General features: G+C 71.2%; 22 protein-coding genes. 4 read left to right on the top strand and 18 right to left on the bottom strand.

Going from position 1 to position 26,197, the window contains the following annotated elements:
* Positions 1-8: 8 nt before the first annotated feature.
* From serA to CP976_RS30380, 6 genes are all read right to left on the bottom strand, one after another.
* On the bottom strand, positions 9-1,598 hold the full coding sequence (gene serA, locus CP976_RS30410; protein WP_150483194.1) for a phosphoglycerate dehydrogenase: 1,590 nt from the start codon (positions 1,596-1,598) through the stop codon (positions 9-11).
* 220 nt (positions 1,599-1,818) lie between these two features.
* Entirely contained in the window at positions 1,819-2,817 is a 999-nt protein-coding gene (ilvC, locus tag CP976_RS30405; RefSeq protein WP_150483193.1) for a ketol-acid reductoisomerase, read from the bottom strand.
* A 121-nt stretch (positions 2,818-2,938) separates the two neighbouring features.
* Positions 2,939-3,463 carry an acetolactate synthase small subunit gene (gene ilvN, locus CP976_RS30400; RefSeq protein WP_010048631.1) on the bottom strand — a complete coding sequence of 175 codons (525 nt, stop codon included), beginning with the start codon at positions 3,461-3,463 and terminating at the stop codon, positions 2,939-2,941.
* A gap of 21 nt (positions 3,464-3,484) precedes the next feature.
* On the bottom strand, positions 3,485-5,332 hold the full coding sequence (locus CP976_RS30395; protein WP_190146984.1) for an acetolactate synthase large subunit: 1,848 nt from the start codon (positions 5,330-5,332) through the stop codon (positions 3,485-3,487).
* Between the two features lie 230 nt (positions 5,333-5,562).
* A complete protein-coding gene (locus CP976_RS30385; RefSeq protein ID WP_167537450.1) occupies positions 5,563-8,598 on the bottom strand; it encodes a putative bifunctional diguanylate cyclase/phosphodiesterase in 3,036 nt (1,011 codons plus the stop codon).
* A gap of 429 nt (positions 8,599-9,027) precedes the next feature.
* Positions 9,028-9,978 (bottom strand): 2-hydroxyacid dehydrogenase, encoded by a 951-nt coding sequence (locus tag CP976_RS30380; RefSeq protein ID WP_150483189.1) that lies wholly within the window; start codon positions 9,976-9,978, stop codon positions 9,028-9,030.
* A gap of 77 nt (positions 9,979-10,055) precedes the next feature.
* On the opposite strand from CP976_RS30380, the gene CP976_RS30375 reads away from it, so the two are divergent.
* Both CP976_RS30375 and CP976_RS30370 read left to right on the top strand, forming a co-directional pair.
* Positions 10,056-11,054: an aldo/keto reductase gene (locus CP976_RS30375; protein ID WP_150483188.1), complete on the top strand. Its 999-nt coding sequence runs from the start codon at positions 10,056-10,058 to the stop codon at positions 11,052-11,054.
* A gap of 234 nt (positions 11,055-11,288) precedes the next feature.
* The gene (locus CP976_RS30370) at positions 11,289-12,461 is read left to right on the top strand and encodes a PQQ-dependent sugar dehydrogenase (RefSeq protein WP_150483187.1); all 1,173 of its coding nucleotides are present in this window, start codon (positions 11,289-11,291) and stop codon (positions 12,459-12,461) included.
* A 7-nt stretch (positions 12,462-12,468) separates the two neighbouring features.
* Here CP976_RS30370 and CP976_RS30365 read toward each other — a convergent pair whose 3' ends face one another.
* The 7 genes from CP976_RS30365 to CP976_RS30335 all read right to left on the bottom strand — a co-directional run bounded on the left by CP976_RS30365 (position 12,469) and on the right by CP976_RS30335 (position 20,277).
* Complete coding sequence (locus CP976_RS30365) at positions 12,469-12,657, bottom strand: DUF6191 domain-containing protein (RefSeq protein WP_150483186.1); 189 nt, start codon at positions 12,655-12,657, stop codon at positions 12,469-12,471.
* Between the two features lie 50 nt (positions 12,658-12,707).
* Complete coding sequence (locus CP976_RS30360; protein ID WP_167537585.1) at positions 12,708-15,794, bottom strand: helix-turn-helix transcriptional regulator; 3,087 nt, start codon at positions 15,792-15,794, stop codon at positions 12,708-12,710.
* 143 nt (positions 15,795-15,937) lie between these two features.
* Positions 15,938-16,123 (bottom strand): hypothetical protein, encoded by a 186-nt coding sequence (locus tag CP976_RS30355; RefSeq protein WP_150483184.1) that lies wholly within the window; start codon positions 16,121-16,123, stop codon positions 15,938-15,940.
* A gap of 198 nt (positions 16,124-16,321) precedes the next feature.
* Positions 16,322-16,852, bottom strand: a complete 531-nt coding sequence (locus tag CP976_RS30350) for a hypothetical protein (protein WP_150483183.1) — start codon at positions 16,850-16,852, stop codon at positions 16,322-16,324.
* 35 nt (positions 16,853-16,887) lie between these two features.
* Complete coding sequence (locus CP976_RS30345) at positions 16,888-17,463, bottom strand: GNAT family N-acetyltransferase (protein WP_150483182.1); 576 nt, start codon at positions 17,461-17,463, stop codon at positions 16,888-16,890.
* Entirely contained in the window at positions 17,441-19,687 is a 2,247-nt protein-coding gene (locus CP976_RS30340) for an MMPL family transporter (protein WP_150483181.1), read from the bottom strand. The genes CP976_RS30345 and CP976_RS30340 overlap by 23 nt, the downstream gene beginning before the upstream one ends.
* A gap of 158 nt (positions 19,688-19,845) precedes the next feature.
* The gene (locus tag CP976_RS30335; protein WP_190146985.1) at positions 19,846-20,277 is read right to left on the bottom strand and encodes a hypothetical protein; all 432 of its coding nucleotides are present in this window, start codon (positions 20,275-20,277) and stop codon (positions 19,846-19,848) included.
* A 190-nt stretch (positions 20,278-20,467) separates the two neighbouring features.
* On the opposite strand from CP976_RS30335, the gene CP976_RS30330 reads away from it, so the two are divergent.
* The gene (locus tag CP976_RS30330) at positions 20,468-21,271 is read left to right on the top strand and encodes an SAM-dependent methyltransferase (RefSeq protein WP_150483180.1); all 804 of its coding nucleotides are present in this window, start codon (positions 20,468-20,470) and stop codon (positions 21,269-21,271) included.
* A 64-nt stretch (positions 21,272-21,335) separates the two neighbouring features.
* Here the strand turns inward: CP976_RS30330 and gatB are convergent, their stop codons facing one another.
* From gatB to CP976_RS30305, 5 genes are all read right to left on the bottom strand, one after another.
* Positions 21,336-22,850, bottom strand: coding sequence for an Asp-tRNA(Asn)/Glu-tRNA(Gln) amidotransferase subunit GatB (gene gatB / locus CP976_RS30325; protein WP_150483179.1), 1,515 nt, complete (start codon positions 22,848-22,850; stop codon positions 21,336-21,338).
* Between the two features lie 15 nt (positions 22,851-22,865).
* The gene (locus tag CP976_RS30320) at positions 22,866-23,105 is read right to left on the bottom strand and encodes a hypothetical protein (RefSeq protein WP_086601598.1); all 240 of its coding nucleotides are present in this window, start codon (positions 23,103-23,105) and stop codon (positions 22,866-22,868) included.
* Complete coding sequence (gene gatA / locus CP976_RS30315) at positions 23,102-24,601, bottom strand: Asp-tRNA(Asn)/Glu-tRNA(Gln) amidotransferase subunit GatA (protein WP_150483178.1); 1,500 nt, start codon at positions 24,599-24,601, stop codon at positions 23,102-23,104. The genes CP976_RS30320 and gatA overlap by 4 nt, the downstream gene beginning before the upstream one ends.
* A gap of 6 nt (positions 24,602-24,607) precedes the next feature.
* Positions 24,608-24,904 carry an Asp-tRNA(Asn)/Glu-tRNA(Gln) amidotransferase subunit GatC gene (gene gatC, locus CP976_RS30310; RefSeq protein ID WP_004925108.1) on the bottom strand — a complete coding sequence of 99 codons (297 nt, stop codon included), beginning with the start codon at positions 24,902-24,904 and terminating at the stop codon, positions 24,608-24,610.
* 174 nt (positions 24,905-25,078) lie between these two features.
* Complete coding sequence (locus CP976_RS30305) at positions 25,079-25,450, bottom strand: DUF4267 domain-containing protein (RefSeq protein WP_150483177.1); 372 nt, start codon at positions 25,448-25,450, stop codon at positions 25,079-25,081.
* 87 nt (positions 25,451-25,537) lie between these two features.
* Between CP976_RS30305 and CP976_RS30300 the strand changes: the two genes are divergently transcribed.
* Positions 25,538-26,125, top strand: a complete 588-nt coding sequence (locus CP976_RS30300; RefSeq protein ID WP_150483176.1) for a TetR/AcrR family transcriptional regulator — start codon at positions 25,538-25,540, stop codon at positions 26,123-26,125.
* Positions 26,126-26,197 lie beyond the last annotated feature (72 nt).

Here is a 26,197-nt window from a genome sequence, read left to right as displayed (position 1 = left end):
CGGCAACCTCAGACCAGGTTCACCGAACGAGCCGAGGTCGCACCGATCTCAGCCGCAACCTCGGCCAGCACACCGGAGGTCACCGTGTCGTCCACGGTCAGCACCGCCAGCGCCTCGCCGCCGGCCACGGCGCGCGACACCTGCATACCGGCGATGTTGATGCCCGCCTCACCGAGGATGCGGCCCACCGTGCCGACGACACCCGGCCGGTCCTCGTACTTCAGGACGACCATGTGCTCGGCGAGCGCGAGGTCGACGTCGTACTCGCCGACGGCGACGATCTTCTGGAGGTGCTTGGGGCCGGCGAGCGTGCCGGAGACCGACACCTCCTCGCCGTCGGCCAGGGTGCCGCGCACGGTGACGACGTTGCGGTGCTCGGTCGCCTCCGAGCTGGTGGTCAGCCGCACCTCGACGCCGCGCTCCTGGGCGAACAGCGGGGCGTTGACGTAGGACACCGTCTCGTCGACGACGTCCTCGAAGACGCCCTTGAGGGCGGACAGCTCCAGCACCTTCACGTCGTGCTGGGTGATCTCGCCGTACACCTCGACGTCGAGGCGGACCGCGACCTCGCCGGCGAGCGCGGTGAAGATCCGGCCCAGGCGCTCGGCGAGCGGCAGACCCGGCTTGACGTCCTCGGCGATGACGCCGCCCTGGACGTTCACCGCGTCCGGCACGAGCTCACCGGCGAGCGCGAGACGCACGGAGCGGGCGACGGCGATACCGGCCTTCTCCTGCGCCTCGTCGGTGGAGGCACCGAGGTGCGGGGTGCACACGACCTGGTCGAACTCGAAGAGCGGCGAGTCGGTGCACGGCTCCTTGGCGTACACGTCGAGACCGGCACCGGCGACCCGGCCCTCCTTGAGGGCGGAGTACAGCGCCTCCTCGTCGACGATCCCGCCGCGCGCGGCGTTGACGATGCGCACGCTCGGCTTGACCTTGCGCAGCGCCTCGTCGCCGATCAGGCCGAGGGTCTCGGGCGTCTTCGGCAGGTGGACGGTGATGAAGTCGGAGACCTCGAGCAGCTCGTCCAGCGACAGCACCTTGACGCCCATCTGCGCGGCGCGCGCGGGCTGCACGTAGGGGTCGTAGGCGACGACCTTCATGCCGAAGGCCGACATGCGCTGCGCGACGAGCGCACCGATGCGGCCGAGGCCGACGACGCCGAGGGTCTTCTCGGCCAGCTCCACGCCCGTGTACTTGCTGCGCTTCCACTCGCCGTTCTTCAGCGCGGCGTTGGCCTGCGGGATGTTGCGGGCCGTGGCGACCAGCAGACCGCAGGCCAGCTCGGCGGCGGTCACGATGTTCGAGGTGGGGGCGTTGACGACCATCACGCCGGCCTTGGTGGCGGCGGAGACGTCCACGTTGTCCAGGCCGACGCCGGCTCGCGCGACGACCTTGAGCTTCTTCGCGGCGGCGATCGCCTCGGCGTCGACCTTGGTGGCCGAGCGGACGAGGATCGCGTCCACATCGGCGATGGCCGGGAGCAGCTCGGCCCGGTCCGCGCCGTTGCAGTGCCGGATCTCGAAGTCCGGGCCCAGCGCGTCGACGGTGGCGGGCGACAGCTCTTCAGCGATGAGTACGACGGGTTTCGAGCTCACGTGAGTCCTCACAAGTCCAATGCTGCGGACGGCCGTCCCGACGGCCGCAGGCGGTGGAGGGGTGCATGCCGCGTGGAAGACGCACGACGCTGTGGGCCTGACGCGTATATATGCAGCAGTGTAGTGGTGCAACGGTGGGCGTCTCACGCCTGCGCGGAAGGATCACCCGGACGAGAAAGGGCCCGGCCGCGGCGTCGGTGCCGCGGCCGGGCCCGAGGGCTCACGCCTCTTCGTCGACCCAGCTCATGAGCTTGCGCAGCTCCTTGCCGGTGGTCTCCAGCAGGTGCTCGGAGTCCTGCGTCTTGTACTCGTTGTACTTCTTCAGACCGCCGTGGTACTCGTCCATCCAGGTCTGGGCGAAGGTGCCGTCCTGGATCTCGGCGAGCACCTTCTTCATCTCGGCCTTGGTGGCGTCCGTGATGATGCGCGGGCCGGTGACGTAGTCGCCCCACTCGGCGGTCTCGGAGATCGACCAGCGCATCTTCTCCAGGCCGCCCTCGTACATGAGGTCCACGATCAGCTTCAGCTCGTGCAGGCACTCGAAGTAGGCGATCTCCGGCTGGTAGCCGGCCTCCGTCAGCGTCTCGAAGCCCGCCTTGACCAGCGCGGCCGTACCACCGCAGAGGACGACCTGCTCACCGAAGAGGTCGGTCTCGGTCTCCTCGGTGAAGGTCGTCTTGATGACGCCGGCGCGGGTGCCGCCGATGCCCTTGGCGTACGACAGGGCCAGCGCGAAGGCGTTGCCCGTGGCGTCCTGCTCGACGGCGGCGATGCAGGGAACGCCGCGGCCCTCCTCGTACTGGCGGCGGACCAGGTGGCCCGGGCCCTTCGGGGCGACCATGCAGACGTCCACGCCGGCCGGGGGCTTGATGAAGCCGTAGCGGATGTTCAGGCCGTGGCCGAAGAACAGGGCGTCGCCGTCGTTCAGGTTCGGGGCGATGTGCTCCTCGTAGACCTGGGCCTGGATCGGGTCCGGGACGAGGATCATGATGACGTCGGCCTCGGCGGCGGCCTCCGACGGCGTCACCACGCGCAGGCCCTGCTCCTCGGCCTTGGCCTTGGACTTGGAGCCCTCGTGCAGACCGACGCGCACGTCGACACCCGAGTCACGGAGCGACAGCGCGTGGGCGTGGCCCTGGCTGCCGTAACCGATGACCGCGACCTTGCGGCCCTGGATGATGGACAGGTCGGCGTCGGCGTCGTAGAACAGCTCGGCCACTTTGGGTTCTCTCCTCGGGAGTGCAGGTGTTGCGTCCCACCGTATGACGGGGGGCGGAAGGGAAGCTTGAGGGTCTCGGAATACGGGCGGCCGACGGCGCGCCGACCGCCCGTTCTCCGTCTTACGCCGACCGGTCCAGGGCGCGCAGCGACCGGTCCGTGATGGAACGGGCACCGCGGCCGATGGCGATCGTGCCGGACTGCACGAGCTCCTTGATGCCGTACGGTTCCAGCATCTTGAGCATCGCGGACAGCTTCTCGCCGGAGCCGGTGGCCTCGATGGTCACGGCCTCCGGGGAGACGTCGACGGTCTTGGCGCGGAACAGCTGGACGATCTCGACGATCTGGGAGCGCGTCTCGTTGTCGGCGCGCACCTTCACCAGAACGAGTTCGCGCTGCACCGCCTGCGACGGCTCCAGTTCGACGATCTTGAGCACGTTGACGAGCTTGTTGAGCTGCTTGGTCACCTGCTCCAGCGGCAGGTCCTCCACCCCCACGACGATGGTGATCCGGGAGATGTCGGGGTGCTCGGTGACACCGACGGCGAGCGAGTCGATGTTGAAGCCGCGGCGGGAGAACAGCGCGGCGATCCGGGCGAGGATGCCGGGAGTGTTCTCCACCAGGACGGAGAGCGTGTGCTTGGACATGATCTCTTCGGTCTCTCTCGCTCAGTCGTCTTCGTTGTCGCCGAAGTCGGGGCGGACGTCCCGGGCGGCCATGATCTCGTCGTTGGAGGTGCCGGCGGCGACCATCGGCCAGACCATCGCGTCCTCGTGGACGATGAAGTCGACGACGACCGGACGGTCGTTGATCGAGTTCGCCTCCTCGATCACCTTGTCGAGGTCGTCCGGGGACTCGCAGCGGATGGCGTAGCAGCCCATGGCCTCCGACAGCTTCACGAAGTCGGGGACGCGGGTGCCGCGGGCCTGCGGGTTGACGTCGTCCGGGCCCGAGTGCAGCACGGTGTTGGAGTACCGCTGGTTGTAGAAGAGGGTCTGCCACTGGCGGACCATCCCGAGGGCGCCGTTGTTGATGACGGCGACCTTGATCGGGATGTTGTTCAGGGCGCAGGTGGTGAGCTCCTGGTTGGTCATCTGGAAGCAGCCGTCGCCGTCGATCGCCCAGACCGCCTTGTCCGGTGCGCCGGCCTTGGCGCCCATGGCGGCCGGGACGGCGTAGCCCATGGTTCCGGCGCCGCCGGAGTTCAGCCAGGTGCCCGGCTTGTCGTACTCGATGAAGTGGGCGGCCCACATCTGGTGCTGGCCGACGCCCGCCGTGAAGATCGTGCCCTCGGGGGCGAGCTGCCCGATGCGCTCGATGACCTGCTGCGGGGAGAGCGAGCCGTCGCCGGGCTGGTCGTAGCCGAGCGGGTAGGTCTCGCGCCAGCGGTTCAGGTCGTTCCACCACATGCTGTAGTCGCCCTGGTGGCCCTCGCTGTGCTCCTTCTGCACGGCCTGGATCAGGTCGGCGATGACCTCGCGGGCGTCACCGACGATCGGCACGTCGGCGGCGCGGTTCTTGCCGATCTCGGCCGGGTCGATGTCCGCGTGGACGATCTTGGCCAAGGGCGCGAAGCTGTCCAGCTTGCCGGTGACGCGGTCGTCGAACCGGGCGCCGAGGGCGACGATCAGGTCGGCCTTCTGCAGGGCGGTGACGGCGGCCACCGAGCCGTGCATGCCGGGCATGCCCAGGTGCTGCGGGTGCTTGTCGGGGAACGCGCCGAGCGCCATCAGGGTGGTGGTGACGGGCGCGCCGGTGAGCTCGGCGAGGACCTTCAGCTCGGCGGTGGCGCTCGCCTTGAGCACGCCGCCGCCGACGTACAGCACGGGCCGGCGGGCCTGGGTGATCAGCTTGGCGGCCTCGCGGATCTGCTTGGCGTGCGGCTTGGTCACCGGGCGGTAGCCGGGCAGGTCCATGGCGGGAGGCCAGGAGAAGGTGGTCTTCGCCTGGAGGATGTCCTTGGGGATGTCGACCAGGACCGGTCCCGGGCGGCCGGTGGAGGCGATGTGGAACGCCTGCGCGATCGCCCGGGGGATGTCCTCCGCCTTGGTGACCAGGAAGCTGTGCTTGGTGATCGGCATGGTGATGCCGACGATGTCCGCCTCCTGGAAGGCGTCCGTGCCGATCGCCTTGGACACGACCTGCCCGGTGATCGCGACCAGCGGCACGGAGTCCATGTGCGCGTCCGCGATCGGGGTGACCAGGTTGGTGGCACCCGGCCCGGACGTCGCCATGCACACCCCGACCTTGCCGGTGGCCTGGGCGTAACCGGTGGCCGCGTGGCCGGCGCCCTGCTCGTGGCGGACCAGCACGTGGCGCACCCGCGTGGAGTCCATCAGGGGGTCGTACGCCGGCAGGATCGTGCCCCCGGGAATGCCGAATACCGTGTCGGCGCCGACCTCCTCGAGGGAGCGGATGAGGGACTGCGCGCCCGTCACCTGCTCGGGGGCGGAGTGCTGTCCTCCGGATCGGGGCCGGGGCTGCGGGTGATGGGCCCCGGTGGCCTGCTCGGTCATCGGCATTCTCTTCTCAGATGCTGAGGGTTTTTGCGAAGTTTGTGCGATTTTCGGCTGTTGCAGGGAAGGTGCCCGTGCAACAAAAAACCCCTCGTGCCATAAGGCAAGCGAGGGGAGCGCGCCGGGTGGGGTCGCTGAGCGGTCGAGGCTCAGCGTCAGCCGACGCGCTTTCCAAGTACGAGAATTCGGGTGCGCATGGCACAGACCCTCTCCCCGGCACGCACTCACTGTCAAGTGGGTGGGACGGGAGTCTCATTATGTGAGCGGAGGGCCGTACCGCCTCCGATGACGGCGGACACACCCGAGCTGTACACCCGCGGGGCACCGCCCGCGAACGCCGGTTCGGCCGGTCCGTTCGGCACCGGATAGCGGCCGGAAGCGAGCGCCCGGCGCAGCCGGTACTCGTCGAGCGGCCCGGAGAACGCCATGCCCTGACCGTGCGTACAGCCCATCGCCCGCAGGGTGACGACCTGCTCGGGCAGATCCACCCCGTCGGCCACGGACTTCAGCCCGAGGTCGCCGGCGATGCGCAGCAGCCCACTGGTGATCTTGTGCAGACGGGCGGACTCGACGACGCCCTCGACCAGACTGCGGTCGAGCTTGAGGATGTCGACGGGCAGCCGCCTGAGGGCGGTGATCGCCCCGTAGCCGCTGCCGAACCCGTCGAGCGCGATCCGTACACCGGCCCGCCTGAGGGCACCGAGCCGCCGCTCCAGCTCGTCCAGGCCGGCCCTGGGGTCGGCGTCGGACAGCTCGACGACCAGCGACCCGGACGGCAGCCCGTGGCGCGTGACCAGCGCCTCGACCGTGCCGGGCGGCATCGACTTGTCCAGCAGCCGGCGGGCGCTCATCCGGACGACGACCGGCGCGGGCAGCCCGGTCGCGTGCCGCTCGGCGGCCTGCTCGACGGCCTTCTCGATCATCCACCGGCCCAGTTCCGCGGTCTTGTCGCTGTCCTCGGCCACCCGCAGGAACTCCGCGGGGGTGAACAGCACCCCCTGGGAGGAGCGCCAGCGCGCCTGCGCGGACACCGATGCGATCCGGCCGTCCTCCAGGGACACCACCGGCTGGTGCAGCAGGGTGAACTCGCCGTCGTGCAGCGCGGCCCGCAGGCGCGTGGCCAGCTCCGCCTTCCGTACGACGTCCTGCTGCATCTGCGGCTTGTACAGCTCGACGCGGCCCTTGCCGCCGGCCTTGGCCCGGTACATGGCCAGGTCGGCGTTGCGCAGCAGCTCGCCCGCGCCGAGGCCCGGCTCGGCGAAGGCCACGCCGATGGAGGCGTTGACACGGACATCGTTGCCGTCGATGACGTACGGCTGGGACAACGTCGTCCTGAGACGGTCGGCGAGCTCCAGTATGTGCCGCTGCCGGGCCTCGCGGTCGCGGGTGTTGTCCCCGACGATCAGGGCCGCGAACTCGTCCCCGCCCAGCCGGGAGGCGGTGTCGCCGTGCCGGACGGAGTCCTGGAGCCGGCGGGCGGCCTGGATGAGCAGCTCGTCCCCGGCCTGGTGCCCGATGGTGTCGTTGACGGCCTTGAAGCCGTCGAGATCGATGAACAGCACGGCCGTGTTCCGCAGGGCCACGCCTCGGTCGGAGGCACGGCGGCCCGAGAGGGCGTGCTGGACGCGCTTGGTGAACAGGGCGCGGTTGGGCAGGTCCGTGAGCGGGTCGTGCTCGGCGTTGTGCTGCAACTGGGCCTGGAGCCGGACCCTTTCGGTCACGTCCCTGCTGTTGAAGATGAGGCCGCCGTGATGGCGGTTGACGGTCGACTCGACGTTCAGCCAGCCTCCGTCACCGGACCGGAAGCGGCACTCGATGCGCGTAGTGGGTTCCTCGACCGGGTTGGCGGCGAGGAAACGCCGCACCTCGTGCACGACGCAGCCCAGATCCTCCGGGTGGATGAGACCGGCCAGTTCCGTACCCACCAGCTCCTCCGCCGGGCGGCCGTACACACCGGCGGCGGCCGGGGAGACGTACCTCAGGACACCGCTGGGTGCGGCGATCATGATGACGTCGCTGGAGCCCTGCACCAGGGAGCGGAAGTGGTTCTCCTTCTGCGCCAGTTCCTGGGTGAGGGTGATGTTGTCGAGCAGCATGATGCCCTGGCGCACCACGAGGGCGAGGACGACCGTGCCACCGGTGAGCAGGACCACGCGGTCGACACTGCGGCCGTTGAGGACGTTGTAGAGGATGCCCAGGGTGCACACGGCCGCCGCGAGATACGGCGTGAGGGCGGCGAGGGAGCCGGCGATGGGCCGGGCGGCCGGATACCGGCCGAGCTCGCCTCCGGGCAGCGGCGCATGATGGTGCGGGCCACTGCGCTGACCGGGCACGTGCTCGTGCACCACGCGCGTGTGCCCCGCCGTGCTCTGCCGGTCCGGGCCGTGCCGGTCCGGGCCGTGCCGGTCCGGGTCCGTCGTGCGGGGCGCGGCCCACGGGGCGTACGCCAAAAGCAGCGAGCCGGCGAACCAGCCCGCGTCGAGCAGATGGCCGGAGCGGTAGTCGTGGTGCATCAGCGGTGAGGTGAACAGGGCGTCGCACATCACGGTCAGCGCGAGGGCGCCGATGGCGGTGTTGACGGCGGAGCGGTTCACCGCGGATCGCCTGAAGTGCAGCGCGAGCACCATGCTGACCAGTGCGATGTCGAGCAGCGGGTAGGCCAGCGACAGCGCGATGTGCGCCACGCCCGGCCCCTCCGACTTCGCGGCCTGGGCGAGGGCGAGGCTCCAGGCCAGGGTGAGCAGCGAGCCGCCGATCAGCCAGGCGTCGAGGCCGAGGCAGACCCAGCCGGCCTTGGTCACCGGCCGCTTGGCGAGCACGAGCAGCCCGACGATCGCGGGCGGCGCGAAGCAGAGGAAGAAGAGGTCGGCGTAGCTGGGACTGGGCACGGGCTGTCCGAGGACGACCTCGTACCACCCCCAGACCAGGTTGCCCATGGACGCCATGGCCGAGGAGAGACCGAACAGCAGCCAGGCGGGCCGAAAGCGGGTGTGGCGGTTGCGGGCGCAGAGGAAGCACGACACGGCGGCGGTGGCCGCCGCGGCGCTCAGCCCGAAGTCGCCCATGATCAGGGCCAGTTCGTACGAACCCCAGCCGAACGCGGAACCGACGGCGTATCCCGCGCAGACCAGGGCGAGGACGAGTTGGAGGGCCAGGCCCGGCCGGGGGCCGGGGGCCGGCGTGCGGGGCAGCAGCGCCTCGGGGGACGGAGGCTGTGCCCTCAGCACTCCGTCGAGCGTGGGTGTGGGGGTCGGCGGCGCGCTCACCGGACCCTCCCGGTCCGTGCCGTTCCCGGGTCCCGCGGGCCCCGGTGCGCCGGCTGGGCAAGCCTTCCGCGGCTGCCGGCCCTGCGGTGGTGATGGCTGTGGTCGGTGTGGTGGTCGCTGTGGTGGGTGTGCTGCCCGCCGTGATCGGCGTGGTGACCGCGTCGTCTGCTCGCGGCCGTCCGCCAGGGTCGCCGCCGGCAGCCCCGCCCCGTCGGATCGCTCGTCCAAAGGCCGTGCATCGCCTGTCGCCCCCCTCACAGTCCTGAAGTGTCCGTCCCCGGCGCCGAACTGTCCCCGGCGCAGCCCCTGTCGGGACGATACACCAGTCTCGTCACTCAGGGACATAGGTTCTCTACGCTCCGTGACGATCACCAAATACATGAGTACCCACCGCGCCCGAAGGATTGCGGACAGTACCCGAAGTTCGGATCAGCCGGTTGGTGCACCCGTCGTAAGGATCACGTTGCGCAGCGGCTCCCGGTTCACATAACGGTTCAACTGGTCCGCCAGGAGCCGCTTGGCGCGCGGCAGGAACGCGGAGGTGGGTCCGCCGACGTGCGGGCTGATGAGTACCCCCGGCGCACGCCACAGGGGGTGTTCACGCGGCAGGGGCTCGGGGTCGGTGACGTCGAGGGCGGCGGTGATGCGGCCGCTCTCCAGTTCGGCGAGCAGCGCCTTGGTGTCGACGACGGGGCCGCGGGCGACGTTGACCAGGAGCGCGCCGTCCTTCATCCGGGACAGGAAGTCGGCCCCGGCCAGGCCACGGGTGGTTTCGGTGAGCGGCGTGGACAGGATGACGACGTCCGCTTCCGGGAGCAGCGCGGGGAGTTCGGTGAGCGGATGCACCGGCCCGCGCGCCGTGGTGCGCTCGGAGCGCGCGACGCGCGCCACCCGCGCCACCTCGAACGGAACGAGCCGGTCCTCGATGGCGGCGCCGATCGATCCGTACCCGACGATGAGGACGTTCTTGTCGGCGAGCGCGGGCCGGAATCCGGCGAGCCACTCTCCCCGGTCCTGCGCGCGGACGAAGCCGGGGACGCCGCGCAGCGAGGCCAGGATCAGCGTGAGCGTGAGCTCTCCGGTACTGGCCTCGTGCACCCCGCGCGCGTTGCAGAGCCGCACGCCCGCGGGCAGCTGCCGCAGCCCCGGCTCCACGTGGTCGATGCCGGCGGAGAGCGTCTGCACGACCTGGACCCGGCTCATCCCCGCCATGGGACGCACGCACAGCGGGCTGGGCTTCATGTAGGGGACGACGTAGAAGGCGCAGTCCGCCGGGTCCGCGGGGAAGTCCTCCTCTCCGTTCCAGAAGCGGTAGGCGGGGCCCTCGGGCAGTCCCTCGATCTCGTCCGGCGGGATGGGCAGCCACACGTCAGCAGTCATGCTCTGGAGGCTATGTCAGGAGGGTGCGACGGCAGAGGTTAGGTTGGGGTGGCCGGAACAGGGAGGGTCACGACCAGGTGGAGCGCAGGACGATCGGCGCGGCGGCGCTCGCGGTGGGGGCCGTCGGACTCGGGTGCATGCCGATGAGCTGGGCGTACAGCGCGTCGCGGCAGCGTGGCGACGAGTCGCTCAGGGCGGTGCACCGGGCTCTCGACCTGGGTTCGTCCCTCCTGGACACGGCCGACATGTACGGCCCCTTCACCAACGAGCTGCTGGTGGGGCGGGCGTTGAAGGAGCGGCGGTCGGACGCGTTCGTGTCGACGAAGGTCGGTCTGCTCGTGGGCGACCAGCACATCGTCGCCAACGGCCGCCCGGGCTATGTGAAACGGGCCTGCGACGCGTCGCTGCGGCGCCTCCAGACGGACGTCATAGACCTCTACCAGCTGCACCGGGCCGACCCGGAGGTCCCCGTCGAGGAGACCTGGGGCGCGATGGCGGAGCTCGTCCAGGCCGGGAAGGTGAGGGCGTTGGGCCTGTGCGCGGTGGGCGCGCGGGCCGGCCGCCGCTCCGGGGCCCGGCTCCACGACGCGACGATCCGGCAGCTGGAACGGGTGCAGCAGGTGTTCCCCGTGAGCGCGGTGGAGGCGGAGCTGTCGGTGTGGTCGCCGGAGGCTCTGGAGACGCTGCTGCCGTGGTGCCGGACGCGGGGCATCGGCTTCCTGGCGGCGATGCCGCTCGGCAACGGCTTCCTGACCGGCAGGCTGCGGCCCGGCGCGGGCTTCGAGGCGGACGACATCCGGGCCCGGCACCCCCGCTTCACGGCCGAGATGATGGCCGGGAACCAGCCGATCGTCGCGGGCCTGCGCCGGGTGGCCCGCCGCCACGGCGCGCACGTCACCCCCGCCCAGGTCGCCCTCGCCTGGGTCCTCGCCCAGGGCCCGCACGTGGTCCCGGTCCCCGGCACGAAGCAGGAGCGCTGGGTCACGGAGAACGCGGCGGCGGCGACCCTGCGCCTGACGACCGAGGACCTGCGAGAGGTGGCGGAACTGCCGCCCGCACAGGGGTCGTGGGACTGACCCGGACCGGGGCCACGGCCACCGGCGCCCTCCGCGCCGAGGGCAGCCCGGCTGCCGACGGACTCGCACCGCCGGTCCACGGCGATCCCGCGGGCGGGGCGGTGCCCGTCGCGCGGAGGGATCCGGGCAAAAGCCCTGAGGGTGCCCGTGTTCGCGGACAGGGTTGGGTGATCGGGAACTTCGGAGGCTCGGGAGGTGTATGACAGGTAGAACCCGCCGCCGCTCGAAGGGACCATGATCGTGCAACGTCGAGCCGTGCCGGCCGTGCTGGCCGCCGCCGCGCTCCTGCTGACGGCCGGCTGTTCCTCCGACGGCGGAGGATCGTCCGGCACGGACGGGAGCGCCTCCCCGAGCCGTGCGGCACCGGGGTCGTCCGCACCGGCGGGGCAGGCCGCCGAGGAGACACCACCCGCCAAGGGCTCGGTGAAGGTGGTACGCACCGTCGCAGAGGGCCTGGACTCCCCCTGGGGCCTCGCCCCGCTGCCCGGCGGTGGCCTGCTCGTCTCCTCCCGGGACGACGGGACGATCGTCCGGGTCGACGAGAAGACCGGAAAGAAGACCGAGCTGGGCGAGGTGCCGGGAGTATCGGCCGCCGGCGAGGGCGGCCTGCTCGGCATCGCCCTGTCCCCCGACTACGCCTCGGACCACATGGTCTACGCGTACTTCACCTCGGCCTCCGACAACCGCATCGTCCGCATGCTGTACGACGAGAAGAAGCCCTCCGGCGAACAGCTCGGCGCTCCCGACACGGTCTTCCGGGGCATCCCCAAGGGCTTCGTCCACAACGGCGGCCGGATCGAGTTCGGCCCGGACAAGATGCTGTACGTCGGCACGGGCGAGAGCGGTGACACGGGCCTGTCCCAGGACAAGGAGTCCCTGGGCGGCAAGATCCTGCGCCTGACACCGGAGGGCGAACCGGCCCCGGGCAACCCCTTCCCTGATTCCCCCGTGTACTCGTACGGCCACCGCAATGTGCAGGGCCTCGCCTGGGACGGCAAGCAGCGCCTGTTCGCCTCGGAATTCGGCCAGGACACCTGGGACGAGCTCAACGCGATCAAGCCGGGCGACAACTACGGCTGGCCGGAGGCGGAGGGCCGGTCAGGCGACTCCGGGTTCCACAACCCGATCGACCAGTGGACCACGGCCGAGGCCTCGCCCAGCGGCATCGCCTACGCCGAGGGTTCGGTCTGGATGGCAGGCCTGCGCGGCAAGCGGCTGTGGCGCATCCCGCTGAACGGCACGGAGGCATCGGCCGAGCCGCAGGCGTTCCTGGAGGAGGAGTACGGCCGACTGCGCACGGTGGTCCCGGCGGGCGGCGACCGGCTGTGGCTCGTGACCAGCAACACGGACGGCCGGGGCAATCCGGAGGACGGGGACGACCGGATCCTGGAACTGCGGGTGACGTAGCCCGGGCTCACTCCTCGGGGTCTTCGGCCTCCGGCTCCCGCGGCGGGTGTACGACGACCTTCCCGGACGACAGGTCTATCGGCCCGCGTCCGGGATCTCCGTCCCCGACGTCCTCGCGGGTCAGTTCCAGCCGGTTCTGCTCGTCGCGGGTGTGTTTGCGGCCGGGTGAGAACAGTTCCTCGAACATGTTGAACAACGGAGCCTCCCAGGGCCGCGTCTCCCCCGACGTCCTTTACAGCGTATACCTCAGCTGGCCGAGCCGGGCATGACGGATTCGGCCGTGAACAGCTCCAGCCGGTGCGCCACCGCCGCCGCCTCACCGCGCCCGGAGACGCCGAGCTTCGCCAGGATGTTGGAGACGTGGACGCTCGCGGTCTTCGGGGAGATGAACAGCTCCTCGGCTATCCGGCGGTTGGTGTGGCCGGCGGCGACCAGGCGCAGCACGTCCCGCTCCCGGCTGGTGAGGCCGAGGGCCTCGGCGGGGTCCGCAGGGGCGGGGACCGGTTCCGTGGCGGGCGTGAGCGGCAGGCGGGCCCGCTGGGCGAGCGCGGTGGCGGCGTCGGCGAGCGGCCGGGCACCGAGGTGACGGGCGACGGCACGGACGAGGCGGAGCAGTTCCGTGGCCCGGTCGCGCTCGTCGGCCTCGCCGCCGCCCGTCAGCAGTGACTCGGCCAGGCGGTACCGGACACGGGCGAGGTCGTAGGGCCGCTCCAGGGGTTCGAAGGCGGTGACCACCTCCGACCAGACGTCCGGGGTGCTCCGGCTCTCGGCGCGGTGGAGTTCGGCGCGGACCCACTTCTCGTGGGCGAGCCAGACGGGAGCGTTCGTGGTGAGGCATTTGACGGCCTCGAAGATGCTCCCCAGGACCTCCGCACGGCCGTCCCGTGCGGTCGGCACCGCCCGGGCATCGGCCTCGGCCGTGGCGGCTTCGAGCAGCAGCGGCCAGGCATAGCGCTGGGTGCCGGGCGGGAAGCCGGACTCCAGGGCGTGGGCCAGTTCGGCGCGCGCGTCGGGGAGGCGGCCCTCGGCGACGGCGACGGCGACGGTGAGGCAGGAGAGCGGGAGGTCGTGCTGCGGCATGGGGTCGTGCGGGCCGTAGGAGGTGCGGCCCTCGGCGAGATGACGGGCCGCCTCGGGCACCCGGCCGCGGGAGAGCGCGAGGAACGCCAGGCTGTTGGCGCCGGACCCGTACGGCGCGGCCGTCCGCCCACGCCGCTGGGCGTTGACGGCCGCCTCGGCCGCCTCGTCCCAGCGGCCCAGGGAGATGAGCGACTCGGCGAGGTTGCCCCAGATCCAGCCCTCGGAGTCCCGCAGGCCCATCCTGCCGGTGAGGCGCAGGCCCTCCTGAAGGACGTCCACGGCTTCCTCGGAGCGCCCGATGCCCTCCAGGGCGGAGGGCAGGTTCACATGGCTGCGGCCCACGACGCCCACGAGCCCTCGGGCCACGACCTCGTCCCTGACCTCGTGCATATGGGCCAGCCCGGCCTCGATCTGTCCGGCGTCGATCATGAGGGCGCCGAGGGTGAGCCGGGCGTTGGCCTCGATGTCCTCGGCGCCGACCATGCGCGCGTACTCCACCGCCCGCTCGGCGGCCGTCAGGGCCTGCGGGCCCGGCTGGCGGAGCATCGACCAATGGGCGACCGTGGCGAGCACCTCGGCGTGCACCTCGGACGGCGGCAGACCGCGGACCAGATCCTGCGCGGTGGCGATCTCCTTCCAGCCGTCACCGCGGGCGAGTCGCTGCACCAGCCGGGAGCGCTGGATCCAGAACCAGGCGGCGCACAGGGGATCGTCCTCCTCTTCCAGGAGGCGCAGCGCCCGCTTGGTGATCTTCAGGGCGCGTTCGCGCTCCCCGCAGAGCCGTCCGGCGACCGCCGCCTCGGCCAGCAGGTCGAGGTGGCGCAGGGCGCCGGCCTCCGGGTCGCCGCCGGTGGGGGTCCCCCCACGCCGTTCAGGCAGTGGGGAAAGGCAGGCCTCGGTGTAGTCGACGGGGCGCAGCGTCCGGCGTACGGCTTCGGGGGCGGTGTCCCATAGTTCCATCGCCCGTTCCAGCAGCCGGAGTTGCTCAGAGTAGGCATGGCGGTCGCGGGCCTCGACGGAGGCGTCGAGGACGGCGGGCAGGGCCTTGGCCGCGTCGTGGGCGTGGTACCAGTAGCTGGCCAGGCGCGTCGCGCGCTGGTCGGCGGGGACGAGGGCCGGGTCGGTCTCCAGGGCTTCGGCGTAGCGGCGGTTGAGGCGGGAGCGTTCGCCCGGGAGCAGGTCGTCGCTGACGGCCTCGCGGACCAGGGAGTGCCGGAAGCGGTAGCCGTCGCCGCCGGGCGCGGGGGTGAGGATGCCGGCGTTGACGGCGGCCCGCAGTGCCTCGATGAGGTCGTCCTCGGTGAGCCGGGCGACGGCGGCCAGCAGCCGGTACTCGACGGTGGAGCCGCCCTCGGCGACGATCCGGGCGACCTGCTGGGCGGTCTCCGGCAGCCCTTCCACCCGGACGAGCAGCAGGTCGCGCAGGGAGTCGGTCAGGCCCGTGCGGCAGCCCTCCTGGGCGGCGACGGCGAGTTCCTCGACGAAGAAGGCGTTGCCGTCGGAGCGTTCGAAGATCGCGTCGATCTGGTCCGGGTCGGGTTCCTGGGCGAGGATGCCGGCGACCTGGCGGCACACCTCCTCGCGGTTGAAGCGGGCGAGTTCGAGGCGGCGGATGGTGCGGAGCCGGTCGAGTTCGGCGAGCAGGGGCCTGAGCGGGTGGCGGCGGTGGATGTCGTCGGAGCGGTAGGTGGCGAGGACGACGAGGCGGCCGGTGCGTAGGGTGCGCAAGAGGTAGGTGAGCAGGTGCCGGGTGGAGGCGTCGGACCAGTGCAGGTCCTCCAGGGCGAGGACGACGGTGTGTTCGGCGGTGACGCGCTCCAGCAGGCGTGCAGTGAGTTCGAAGAGGCGGGCCATGCCGTCCTCGTCGTGCCGGGCCGCCTCGCGCGCGGCGGCCGTGCCGATCTCGGGGAGCAGCCGGGCCAGTTCCTCCTCCTGCCCGGCGGCCGCGGCGGCGAGCTGTCCGGGCAGCTCGCGGCGCAGGGCGCGCAGGGCGGTGGAGAACGGCGCGAACGGCAGCCCGTCGGCGCCGATCTCGACGCAGCCGCCGAGGGCGACGACCGCGCCCCGCCTGCGGGCCGCGCCGGCGAACTCCTCGACGAGGCGGGTCTTGCCGACTCCGGCCTCGCCGCCGATGAGCAACGCCTGCGGGTCGCCGGCGGCGGCACCGGCGAGCACCTCGTCGAGCATGCTCAACTCGGCGGCCCGGCCGACGAACACGGGGCTGACGGACCTGGTCTCCACGGACCCGAGCATCGCACGCGGGTCCGGCGGCACGGCACCGGTTTTGCCGCTGCGGGCCACGGGACCGGCGGCCGCTTCCGTACGGACGGCCGCCACGTCGACGGCCGCTTCCGTCCGGACGGCCGCCACATCGACGGCCCGGCCCGCCCCCGTGTTCACGCCGTCCGGGCGGACCGCGGCCTGCGCAAGCGGCGGCTATGGCTCTCGTGCTCGGCGGAGCTTTCGGCGGCTTCGCCACGGGCGGCGCGGCGGGCCCGGGCGGCCTCGCGGATCTGGCGCTCGTGGTCGGCGCGGCGGATGAGGTCGGTGGCGCGCAGCTGCTGGAACTCGTACTCGTACATGGCGTGTCCTTGGTGAGAGTCGGGTGGGAGGGCTTCGCTTTCTGCGATGCCTCCACCTTCGTCTGCCAGGCGGGGCTGCCACATCGGGAGAGTTCCGCATCTTCGGGGGCGGTCGGGGCCTTAGACACGGCTGAGGGGCCTCAGGGCCTCCGTAAGGTGCTCACGGATTCCCTAAGACCCCTCAGGACCTGCGGTGACTCAGCTCGCCGACGGCAGTCCGAGCAGGATGCCGGTGTACTTGAGGACGGCCAGGAACAGGCCGATCACACCGAGCGCGACACCTGCCCAGGCGACCGACTTGATCCAGGGGGCCTGGATCCTGCCGGGCGTGCCGAACGCCGGCCGGGCGAGCGTCACGACGCCGACGACCAGCGCGACCAGCGCGAAGAAGCCGCCCCACAGGGCCGTGGTCTGCCAGGCGTCGCCGTAGACCGCCTGGATCTGCTTGGCCACGTCCGCGTTCTGCGCCGTCTCCAGCTGACCGATGAGGTTCTGGCGTGCGGCGGCCACCGTGCCGAGCCAGCTGCCGGTGAGCGAGACGACGCCCAGTGCCGCGGAGACCACGGCGGCAGCGCCCTGGCCGACGCCGGAGGGTCCCTCCTCCTTGGTCTCGGCGGCCTCGGCCGGGACCTCGGTCTCGGTCACCTCGTCGGACTTGGTGGTGTCCACCGCCTTCTCGTCGGTCGTGGCCTCGGTGGCCTCGGTCTCGTCCACTGCGTTCGTTGCCATGTCTCGCACCGTAGGGTCGCTGTCTGAGAAGTCTCTTAATGATCGTCGTGAGCGGCCCGCGCGCGTGCCGCGCGCCACTCGGGTGCCAGCACCGACCAGACTTCGAGGTCGTGCCGTACGCCACCATAGGGGTGGGCCTCGCGCCGCACACCGTCGCGGGTCATGCCCAGGCGCCGGGCCACGTTCAGGCTCGGCTGGTTGCCCGAGGCGGCGACCCACTCGATCCGGTGGATGCCGCGCTCCTCGACCGCCCAGTCGATGAGGACGCGCATGGCCCGGGTGACCAGACCACGCCCGGTCCCGGCGGGCTCCAGCCAGCAGCCGACCTCGCAGTTTCCGCTAGCGGCGTCGAAGTTCAGGAACAGCACGCCGCCCACGAGCTTGCCGTTCAGCCACAGTCCGTGCAGCGAGCGGGTGTCGGCGGCGCGCATCTCGGCGTACCGCTGGAGCATGGCCCGCGCGGACTCCACGTCGGTCTCCTGCGACCCGAAGTTGATGAACCGCCCGATGAAGTCCCGGCCCCGCTCCAGGTGCGCGAAGAACTCCTCCGCGTGCCAGGGCTCCAGGGGCCGCAGTTCCGCGCCGTCGTCACCCAGGGATATCGCGTACATCCCGCTGCCGCTCCTCCTCCGCCAGCACGTCCGCCACCTCGGCGTCCGTCGCGGCGGCCAGCCTCTCATGGGCGGCCCGGGCCTCGGGCGGTTCGATGCTGATCCGCGGCAGGCGTTTGTCGAGCCAGCGGGGCAGCCACCAGTTGGCGCCGCCGAGCATGTGCATGAGCGCGGGGACGAGGAGCGTCCGCAGGACGAAGGCGTCCAGGGCGACGGCGGCGGCCAGGGCGATGCCGAACATGGCGATCACACGGTCGCCGCTGAGGACGAAGGCGAGGAAGACGGAGATCATGATCACTGCCGCCGAGTTGATCACCCGGCTGGTCTCGGCGAGGCCGACCCGGACGGCACGCCGGTTGTCGCCGGTCTCCAGCCACTCCTCGTACATCCGGCTCACCAGGAACACCTGGTAGTCCATGGACAGGCCGAAGAGCACCGACACCATGATCACGGGCAGGAAGGGTTCGATGGGCCCCGCGCTGCCGAGGCCGAGCAGTTCGCTGCCCCAGCCCCACTGGAACATCGCGACGACCACCCCGAAGGCGGAGGCCACGGCGGCGACGTTCATCGCGGCGGCCTTCAGCGGGATGCCGATCGACCGGAAGGCGAGCAGGAGAAGCAGACAGCCCAGGCCGATCACCACCCCGATGAAGACGGGCAGCTTGGAGACGATGACGTCGGCGAAGTCGTCGTAGCCGGCCGTCATGCCGCCGACCTGCGTGTCGAGCGAGGTGCCCGCCTCGGCGCGGGGCAGCACCTCGTCGCGCAGCCGGTCGACGAGGTCGCTGGTCTGCTTCGACTGCGGCGAGGACTCCGGTACGACGGTGAGGTACGCGGTGTGGCCGCCGGAGCCGAACGTCACCGGTGTCACCGAGGCGACGCCCTCGGTGGCCCGGAGCGTGCCGTCGAGGTTGTCCAGGGCGAGCTTGTCGTCGGCTCCGTCGACCTTCGTGACGAGGGTGAGCGGGCCGTTGACGCCGGGGCCGAAGCCGTCGGCGAGGAAGTCGTAGGCCTGGCGGGTGGTGGACGTCTTCGGGTCGTTGCCCTGGTCGGAGGTGCCCAGGTGCAGGGAGGACGTGGGCAGCGCGAGGACGGCCATGACCACCAGCGCCACCGCCCCGAGCACCTTGGGGTGGCGCTCCACGAACGCCGACCAGCGGGCGGCGAAGCCCGTGGGCAGCTCGGGTTCGGGCCCGTGCTCCGCCAGGCGGCGGCGCTCGCGGCGGCTGAGCGCCCGCATGCCGATGAGGGACAGCAGGGCGGGCAGCAGCGTCACGGAGGCCGCGACGGTGAGGATCACGGTCAGGCTGGCGGCGATGGCGACGCCGTTGAGGAAGCTCAGCCGCAGGATCAGCATGCCCAGCAGGGCGATGCAAACGGTGGCACCCGCGAAGACGACCGCCCGTCCCGTGGTCGCGACGGCGCTGGTGGCCGCCTCGGTGACGGACAGCCCGCGTTTCAGCCCGCGCCGGTGTCTCGTCACGATGAACAGCGCGTAGTCGATGCCGACGCCGAGCCCGATGAGCATGCCGAGCATGGGCGCGAAGTCGGCGACGGTCATCACATGCCCGAGCAGCACGATCCCGGCGTAGGCGGTGCCGACGCCGACCAGGGCGGTGGCGATGGGCAGCAGTGAGGCGGCGAGCGAGCCGAAGGCGAGGAACAGCACGACCGCGGCGACGACCACCCCGACGATCTCGGCGACGTGCCCGCCGGAGGACTCGGTGAGCGCGACGGCGCTGCCGCCCAGCTCCACCTGGAGCCCGTCGGTCTCCGCGCTCTTCGCGGTGTCGACGACGGCCTGCGCCTCGGACCGGCTGACGTCCTGCGCCTGGTCGTCGAAGGTGACCGTGGCGTACGCCGTACGGCCGTCCGGGCTGACGCGTCCCGCGCCCGGGCCGTCGTAGGGGCTGGTCACGGAGGCCACGCCGGGCAGGTTCTCGACGCGTTCCAGGGCGCGGGTCATCGTCTGCTCGACGTCGGCGGCGCGGACGCTGGCGGACGTGGTGTGCCAGACGACGGTGTCGCTGTCGCCGCCGAGCTGCGGGAAGCCCTCGTGCAGCAGCTGGATGGCGCGGCCCGACTCGGTGCCGGGGACCCGGTAGTCGTTCGAGTACGCGGATCCGGCGGCCGCGGCGCCCGCGGCCACCCCCGCGAAGGCGAGGAGCCAGAGCAGAACAGTGACCAGACGGCGTCGGACACACCAGCGTGCTAGGGCTGCCACGAAACGTGCTCCCAGGATGACTTTTTGTGGATCTTTGACCGGGAGCAGTCGTCCAAGAACTGAACAGCCCGCAAAGAACGCATGAGCAATGCGGAATCACTCTTACAGCCCTACGAGATCATTTGTCGGTTTCGTGGGCTTATTCACAGCGGGAGGGATCAGTCGAACTGGTCCCCCAGCGCCATCACCATCACGCCGACGATCAGCAGCCACAGCGCCCGCCGGGTGCGTCCCCGGGAGCCCAGCACGGCGGCACCCGCGCAGACGGCCGCTCCGCCGGCGTACGCCGCCGGGACGAGTGCGGGTGCGGAGCGGGTGAGGCGGAGCAGCGCCGCGGCCAGACCCGCCATGGCCAGAACGGTGCCGGTGCCGGCGGCCGTCCAGCGGGCCCGCCGCGCGCCTTCCGCCGCATCGTCGGCACCGTCGTCCGGCTCGTCGACGTCGTCCGGCTCATCGGTGTCGTCCGGCTCATCGGTGTCGTCCGGCTCGTCGGCGTCGATCGGCACGGCCTCCGGCTCGGTGTCCTGCGCGGCGGCTGCCCCCGGGTCCGTTATCTCAGGATCGGTGTCGGAATCAGCGCGTCCACTCATGGCCGAGACGGTAGCGCGTCGGGTGGGAAAACCGAGTGCGGGGCCGACGCACCGGCTGTTAGCGTCCGCTGGTCCGAGGTACGCCCGCGGCACCCCGCCGCCCGGCCGAAGCAGGTGCATTGTTTGACGGTCCGACCGAGCTCCGACGCATCCCCTTTCTTCCTCAAGGACTCAAGGAGCCCGTTCACCGATGTCGGACATCACTTCCCGGACCTCGAACGACCCCCTCACTGACCGCGTCAGCCACCCCCGTTACCCGCGCAGCAACCGGTACGACGCCCGCTGGACCATCGAGAACCAGATGGGCCCGCACGCGCTGTGGCTGCTGGAGTGGCTGGCCCCGGCCCTGGGGCTCGACACCCTGAGCCCCGGCTCCCGCGTGCTCGACCTGGGCTGCGGCCGCGCCATGACGTCGATCTTCCTCGCCAAGGAGTACGACGTTCAGGTCACCGCCGCCGACCTGTGGGTCAAGCCCGGTGAGAACGCGGCTCGTATCACCGAGGCCGGCGTCGCGGACCGCGTCCTGCCCGTGTACGCCGAGGCGCACGACCTGCCGTTCGGAGAGGGCGGCTTCGACGCGATCGTCTCCGTCGACGCGTACCAGTACTTCGGCACCGACGACCTGTATCTGCCCAGGCTGACCCGGCTGCTGAAGCTGGGCGGGCGGATCGGGGTCGTCGTACCGGCGCTGCGCGAGGAGATCGACGGCACCGAGCCGCCGGAGCACCTCAAGCCGTACTGGGAGCCGGATTTCTGGTGCTTCCACTCGGCCGCCTGGTGGCGTCGCCAGTGGACCCGCAGCGGGACCGTGGAGGTCGAGACGGCCGACTGGCTGGACGACGGCTGGCGCGACTGGCTGCGGTGGTGCGAGGTCGTGGCCGAGGAGCACACGGACGAGTGGCACGTCCGGATGGCCGGACAGTGCGCCGAGATGCTGCGCCTCGACCAGGGCCGCACGCTGGGCTTCGTCCGGGTCGTGGGGCGTCGCCCGTAGGTGACTGAGAGGGGGGATGCACCGGGTCCGGCGCATCCCCCCTCTGTCGGGTCCGCGGAAGGGCTCAGCCCTCGCTGACGCCCAGCTTCTGAAGGATCAGCTCCTTGACGCGGGCCGCGTCGGCCTGCCCCCGGGTCGCCTTCATGACCGCGCCGACCAGCGCGCCGGCCGCCGCCACCTTGCCGCCGCGGATCTTGTCCGCGATGGCCGGGTTGCCGGCGATGGCCTCGTCGACGGCGGCGGTGAGCGCGCCCTCGTCGGAGACCACCTTCAGACCCCGCTTGTCGACGACCTCGTCCGGGGTGCCTTCGCCCGCGAGAACGCCTTCGATGACCTGACGGGCCAGCTTGTCGTTCAGGTCACCCTTCGCCACCAGCTCGGTGACGCGGGCGACCTGCTGCGGCGTGATCGCCAGCTCGTCGAGCGTCTTGCCCGACTCGTTGGCGCTGCGGGCCAGCTCGCCCATCCACCACTTGCGGGCGGAGGCGGCGTCGGCCCCGGCCTCGATGGTGGCGACGATGGGCTCCAGCGCACCGGCGTTGAGGATCGCCTGCATGTCGGTGGCCGAGACGCCCCACTCCTCGCGGAGCCGGCTGCGGCGGACCAGCGGCAGCTCGGGCAGCGCGGCCCGCAGCTTCTCGACCCACTCGCGGGAGGGGGCCACCGGGACGAGGTCGGGCTCCGGGAAGTACCGGTAGTCCTCGGCCTCCTCCTTCACGCGGCCCGAGGTCGTCGACCCCGTGTCCTCGTGGAAGTGCCGGGTTTCCTGGACGATCGTCCCGCCGCCGCTGAGCACGGCCGCGTGCCGCTGGATCTCGAAGCGGGCCGCGCGCTCCACGGACCGCAGCGAGTTGACGTTCTTCGTCTCGGAACGCGTGCCGAACTTCTCGGTGCCGTTCGGGCGCAGCGACAGGTTCACGTCGCAGCGCATCTGGCCCATCTCCATGCGGGCCTCGGAGACGCCGAGCGCCCTGATGACCTCGCGCAGCTCACGGACGTACGCCTTCGCCACCTCGGGAGCACGCTCCCCCGCGCCCTCGATCGGCTTGGTGACGATCTCGATGAGCGGGATGCCGGCGCGGTTGTAGTCCAGGAGCGAGTGCGAGGCGCCGTGGATACGGCCCGTCGCACCGCCCACGTGCGTGGACTTGCCGGTGTCCTCCTCCATGTGGGCGCGCTCGATCTCCACGCGGAAGGTCTCGCCGTCCTCCAGCTGTACGTCGAGGTAGCCGTTGAAGGCGATCGGCTCGTCGTACTGGGAGGTCTGGAAGTTCTTCGGCATGTCCGGATAGAAGTAGTTCTTCCGGGCGAAGCGGCACCACTCGGCGATCTCGCAGTTCAGCGCGAGGCCGATCTTGATCGCGGACTCGACGCCGGTCGCGTTGACGACCGGGAGCGCGCCGGGCAGGCCGAGGCAGACGGGACAGGTCTGCGCGTTGGCGTCCTGCCCGAGGGCGGTCGAACAGCCGCAGAACATCTTGGTCTTGGTGCCGAGTTCGACATGGACCTCGAGGCCCATGACGGGGTCGTACGACGCGAGTGCTTCCTCGTACGACACCAGGTCTGTCGTGGTGGTCACGGTGAAACTTCCCTCTCAGCCCAGCAGGACGTCATCGTCGCCCAGCCGCTTCAGCTCGCGGTAGAGAATGGCCAGGTTGGTGACGACCGCGGCACCGGTCACGACGGCGTCGAGCAGCCGCAGCGTGTCGTTGTCTCCGCGGGCCTTCTTGATCTGCTTGTAGACGCCGACGGCGCCGAAGGCCGACGTGGCCATCGAGATGTACAGACCGGACTTGGAGCTCTTGAAGCCCTTGGCCTTGGACAGTGCGCTCACAGCGACGGAGCCTCCTCGATCAGCGGGTGGCCCCACTTTTCCACGAAGGCGGCCTCGACGGCGGCGCCGACCTTGTAGAGGCGGTCGTCCTTCATGACCGGGGCGATGATCTGCAGTCCGACCGGGAGGTTGTCCTCCGGGGCGAGGCCGCACGGCAGCGACATGGCCGCGTTGCCCGCCAGGTTGGTCGGGATGGTGCACAGGTCGGCGAGGTACATCGCCATCGGGTCGTCGGCGCGCTCGCCGATCGGGAAGGCAGTGGTCGGGGTCGTCGGGGAGACGATCACGTCGACCTGCTCGAACGCCTTGTCGAAGTCCTGCTTGATGAGCGTGCGGACCTTCTGGGCGCTGCCGTAGTACGCGTCGTAGTAGCCGGAGCTCAGCGCGTACGTGCCGAGCATGATGCGGCGCTTGACCTCGGGTCCGAAGCCGGCCTCGCGGGTCAGGGAGGTGACCTCCTCGGCGGAGTGCGAGCCGTCGTCGCCGGCGCGCAGGCCGTAGCGCAGGCCGTCGAAGCGGGCGAGGTTGGACGAGCACTCGGACGGCGCGATCAGGTAGTACGCCGACAGCGCCAGGTCGAAGGACGGGCAGTCCAGCTCGACGATCTCGGCGCCCAGTTCCTTCAGCATTGCGACGGACTCGTCGAACCGCTGGATGACACCGGCCTGGTAGCCCTCGCCGCGGAACTGCTTGACGACGCCGACGCGCATGCCCTCGACGCTGCCGTTGCGGGCGGCCTCGACGACCGGCGGGACCGGGGCGTCGATCGAGGTGGAGTCCAGCGGGTCGTGGCCGGCGATCACCTCGTGCAGCAGGGCCGCGTCCAGGACCGTGCGGGCGCAGGGGCCGCCCTGGTCGAGGGAGGAGGAGAAGGCGACCATGCCGTACCGCGACACCCCGCCGTACGTCGGCTTCACGCCGACCGTGCCGGTGACGGCGGCGGGCTGGCGGATGGAGCCGCCGGTGTCGGTGCCGATGGCGAGCGGGGCCTGGAAGGAGGCCAGCGCGGCGGACGAACCGCCGCCGGAGCCGCCGGGGATCTTGGTCAGGTCCCAGGGGTTGCCGGTCGGCCCGTAGGCGCTGTTCTCGGTGGAGGACCCCATGGCGAACTCGTCCATGTTGGTCTTGCCGAGGATCACCACGTCGGCGGCCTTGAGCCGCTTGGTGACGGTCGCGTCGTACGGCGGGATCCAGCCTTCGAGGATCTTCGAACCGACGGTGGTCGGGACACCCTCGGTGGTGAAGATGTCCTTGAGCGCCAGGGGAACGCCGGCCAGCGGACCGAGCTTCTCCCCCTTGGCCCGCTTCTCGTCGACGGCACGGGCCTGGGCGAGAGCGCCCTCGCGGTCCACGTGCAGGAAGGCGTGCACCTTCTCGTCGACGGCCTCGATCCGGGCCAGGTGGGCCTCGGTGACCTCGACGGCCGTGAGCTCGCCGGAGGCGATCTTCGCGGCGGTCTCGGCGGCCGTGAGCTTGATGATGGGGCTGTCCGTCATGGCGGGTTACTCCTCCCCCAGGATCTGCGGCACCTTGAAACGCTGCTGCTCCTGTGCCGGGGCTCCGGAGAGCGCCTGCTCGGGGGTGAGCGAGGGACGGACCTCGTCCGGGCGCATGACGTTCGTCAGCGGGAGCGGGTGCGAGGTCGGCGGTACGTCTTGGTCGGCGACCTCGCTGACGCGGGCTACCGCGCCGATGATGTCGTCCAGCTGTCCCGCGAAGTGGTCGAGCTCTTCGGGCTTCAGCTCCAGACGCGCCAGCCGGGCGAGGTGGGCGACCTCCTCGCGCGTGATGCCAGGCATGCAGCGATCCTCTGGGGTGAGTGAATGTGGTGTGGCCTAATCCTATGGGGCAGGGGGCCGTGCCCGTGAAACGGTTTGCCACGCCGGTCAGTGACGGCGGTTCCCCCAGACCTCGGGGGCACCTCACCGAGGGCGAACGACGTCTGCGAACCTCCGGCTGAGGCTGGGGCGCACTCAGACCGCGAAGAGCAGTCCGGCGCTGATCAGGACGACGACCGCGGTGGCGAAGTGGATCCCGAAGGCCACCGCCTTCGTACCGCCGTGGCGCAGCACGATCAGCGTGTCCCCGAGCGGGACGAGTGCCACGGCGAGCATGAACCAGGCCTCGGCCCGGGCCCCCGCGAAGGCGAGCAGCGCCAGACCGACGAGCCCGAAGGTGCCGTCCCGCAGGCCCTTGATCGTCAGATAGGGGCCGGCATCGCCCCCGGGGTCGGCCGGAACGCCGTACCCGGCGGCGGAAGAGGCGGGCTGGAACAGGAACCGGTAGCCGAGGAACAGGCAGAACAGGTTGAGCACGACGGCCAGGGTGTACGCGGTGACGGTCACGTCTCTCCTCGTTTTCTAGCGGCGCTAGGGATAGGAGCGAAGCTAGCAGAGCACCGACAGGAACGCTAGCGGTGCTAGAATTTCGCTATGACGATCCAGACGCGCCGGGAGCGCGAACGAGCGGAACGCGAGCGGCTGATCGTGACGGCCGCACGGGAACTGGCGGAGGCGGAAGGCTGGGACGCGGTGACCACGCGCCGGCTGGCCGAGGAGATCGAGTACAGCCAGCCGGTCCTCTACAGCCACTTCAAGGGCAAGGGCGCGATCATGGCCGCGGTGGCGGTACAGGGCTGCGCGGACTTGGCAGACGAGCTTCGGGCGGCGCGCACGGCGGCCGGGAGCGCCCGCGAGGCGCTGGCGGCGGTGGGCGGCGCGTACACCGCCTTCGCCCGGCGGCGGCCCGCGCTCTACGACGCGATCTTCACGCTCCCCGTGGACCTGCCGTTCGCCACACCCGAGGCGCCGGCGGCCTTGCAGGACGCCTTCGGCGAACTACTGCAGGCCGTCGAGCCGATCGCGGCCGAGGGCGAGGACACGGGGCTGCTGACGGAGACGTACTGGGCGGGGCTGCACGGGCTGGTGACCCTGATGCGCAGCGGCCGGCTGCCCGAGGAGGCGCACGAGCGCCGACTGGCGCTGCTGATCGGCCACTTCGTGCCTCAGGGCATGGACTGAGTGCTCCTGTGGGAGGAGTGGAGCGGCGGAGTACCGCGCGCCACGAACCGCTGCCGCCGTGCCGCGCCGCAC

The organism is Streptomyces coeruleorubidus, from assembly GCF_008705135.1.
In the GTDB taxonomy this organism is placed as follows: domain Bacteria; phylum Actinomycetota; class Actinomycetes; order Streptomycetales; family Streptomycetaceae; genus Streptomyces; species Streptomyces coeruleofuscus.
The sequence above is the reverse complement of the archived record's forward strand: the minus strand, read 5'-3'. Positions and strand labels throughout refer to the sequence as shown.

Coding starts and splice junctions, on each gene's coding strand:
- ilvN (WP_010048631.1), bottom strand. CDS start 3,463: ATGTCCAAGCACACGCTCTCCGTCCTGGTGGAGAACACTCCCGGCATC.
- CP976_RS30395 (WP_190146984.1), bottom strand. CDS start 5,332: ATGACCGAGCAGGCCACCGGGGCCCATCACCCGCAGCCCCGGCCCCGA.
- CP976_RS30380 (WP_150483189.1), bottom strand. CDS start 9,978: ATGACTGCTGACGTGTGGCTGCCCATCCCGCCGGACGAGATCGAGGGA.
- CP976_RS30370 (WP_150483187.1), top strand. CDS start 11,289: ATGATCGTGCAACGTCGAGCCGTGCCGGCCGTGCTGGCCGCCGCCGCG.
- CP976_RS30360 (WP_167537585.1), bottom strand. CDS start 15,794: ATGCTCGGGTCCGTGGAGACCAGGTCCGTCAGCCCCGTGTTCGTCGGC.
- CP976_RS30355 (WP_150483184.1), bottom strand. CDS start 16,123: ATGTACGAGTACGAGTTCCAGCAGCTGCGCGCCACCGACCTCATCCGC.
- CP976_RS30350 (WP_150483183.1), bottom strand. CDS start 16,852: ATGGCAACGAACGCAGTGGACGAGACCGAGGCCACCGAGGCCACGACC.
- CP976_RS30345 (WP_150483182.1), bottom strand. CDS start 17,463: ATGTACGCGATATCCCTGGGTGACGACGGCGCGGAACTGCGGCCCCTG.
- CP976_RS30335 (WP_190146985.1), bottom strand. CDS start 20,277: ATGAGTGGACGCGCTGATTCCGACACCGATCCTGAGATAACGGACCCG.
- CP976_RS30330 (WP_150483180.1), top strand. CDS start 20,468: ATGTCGGACATCACTTCCCGGACCTCGAACGACCCCCTCACTGACCGC.
- gatA (WP_150483178.1), bottom strand. CDS start 24,601: ATGACGGACAGCCCCATCATCAAGCTCACGGCCGCCGAGACCGCCGCG.
- gatC (WP_004925108.1), bottom strand. CDS start 24,904: ATGCCTGGCATCACGCGCGAGGAGGTCGCCCACCTCGCCCGGCTGGCG.
- CP976_RS30300 (WP_150483176.1), top strand. CDS start 25,538: ATGACGATCCAGACGCGCCGGGAGCGCGAACGAGCGGAACGCGAGCGG.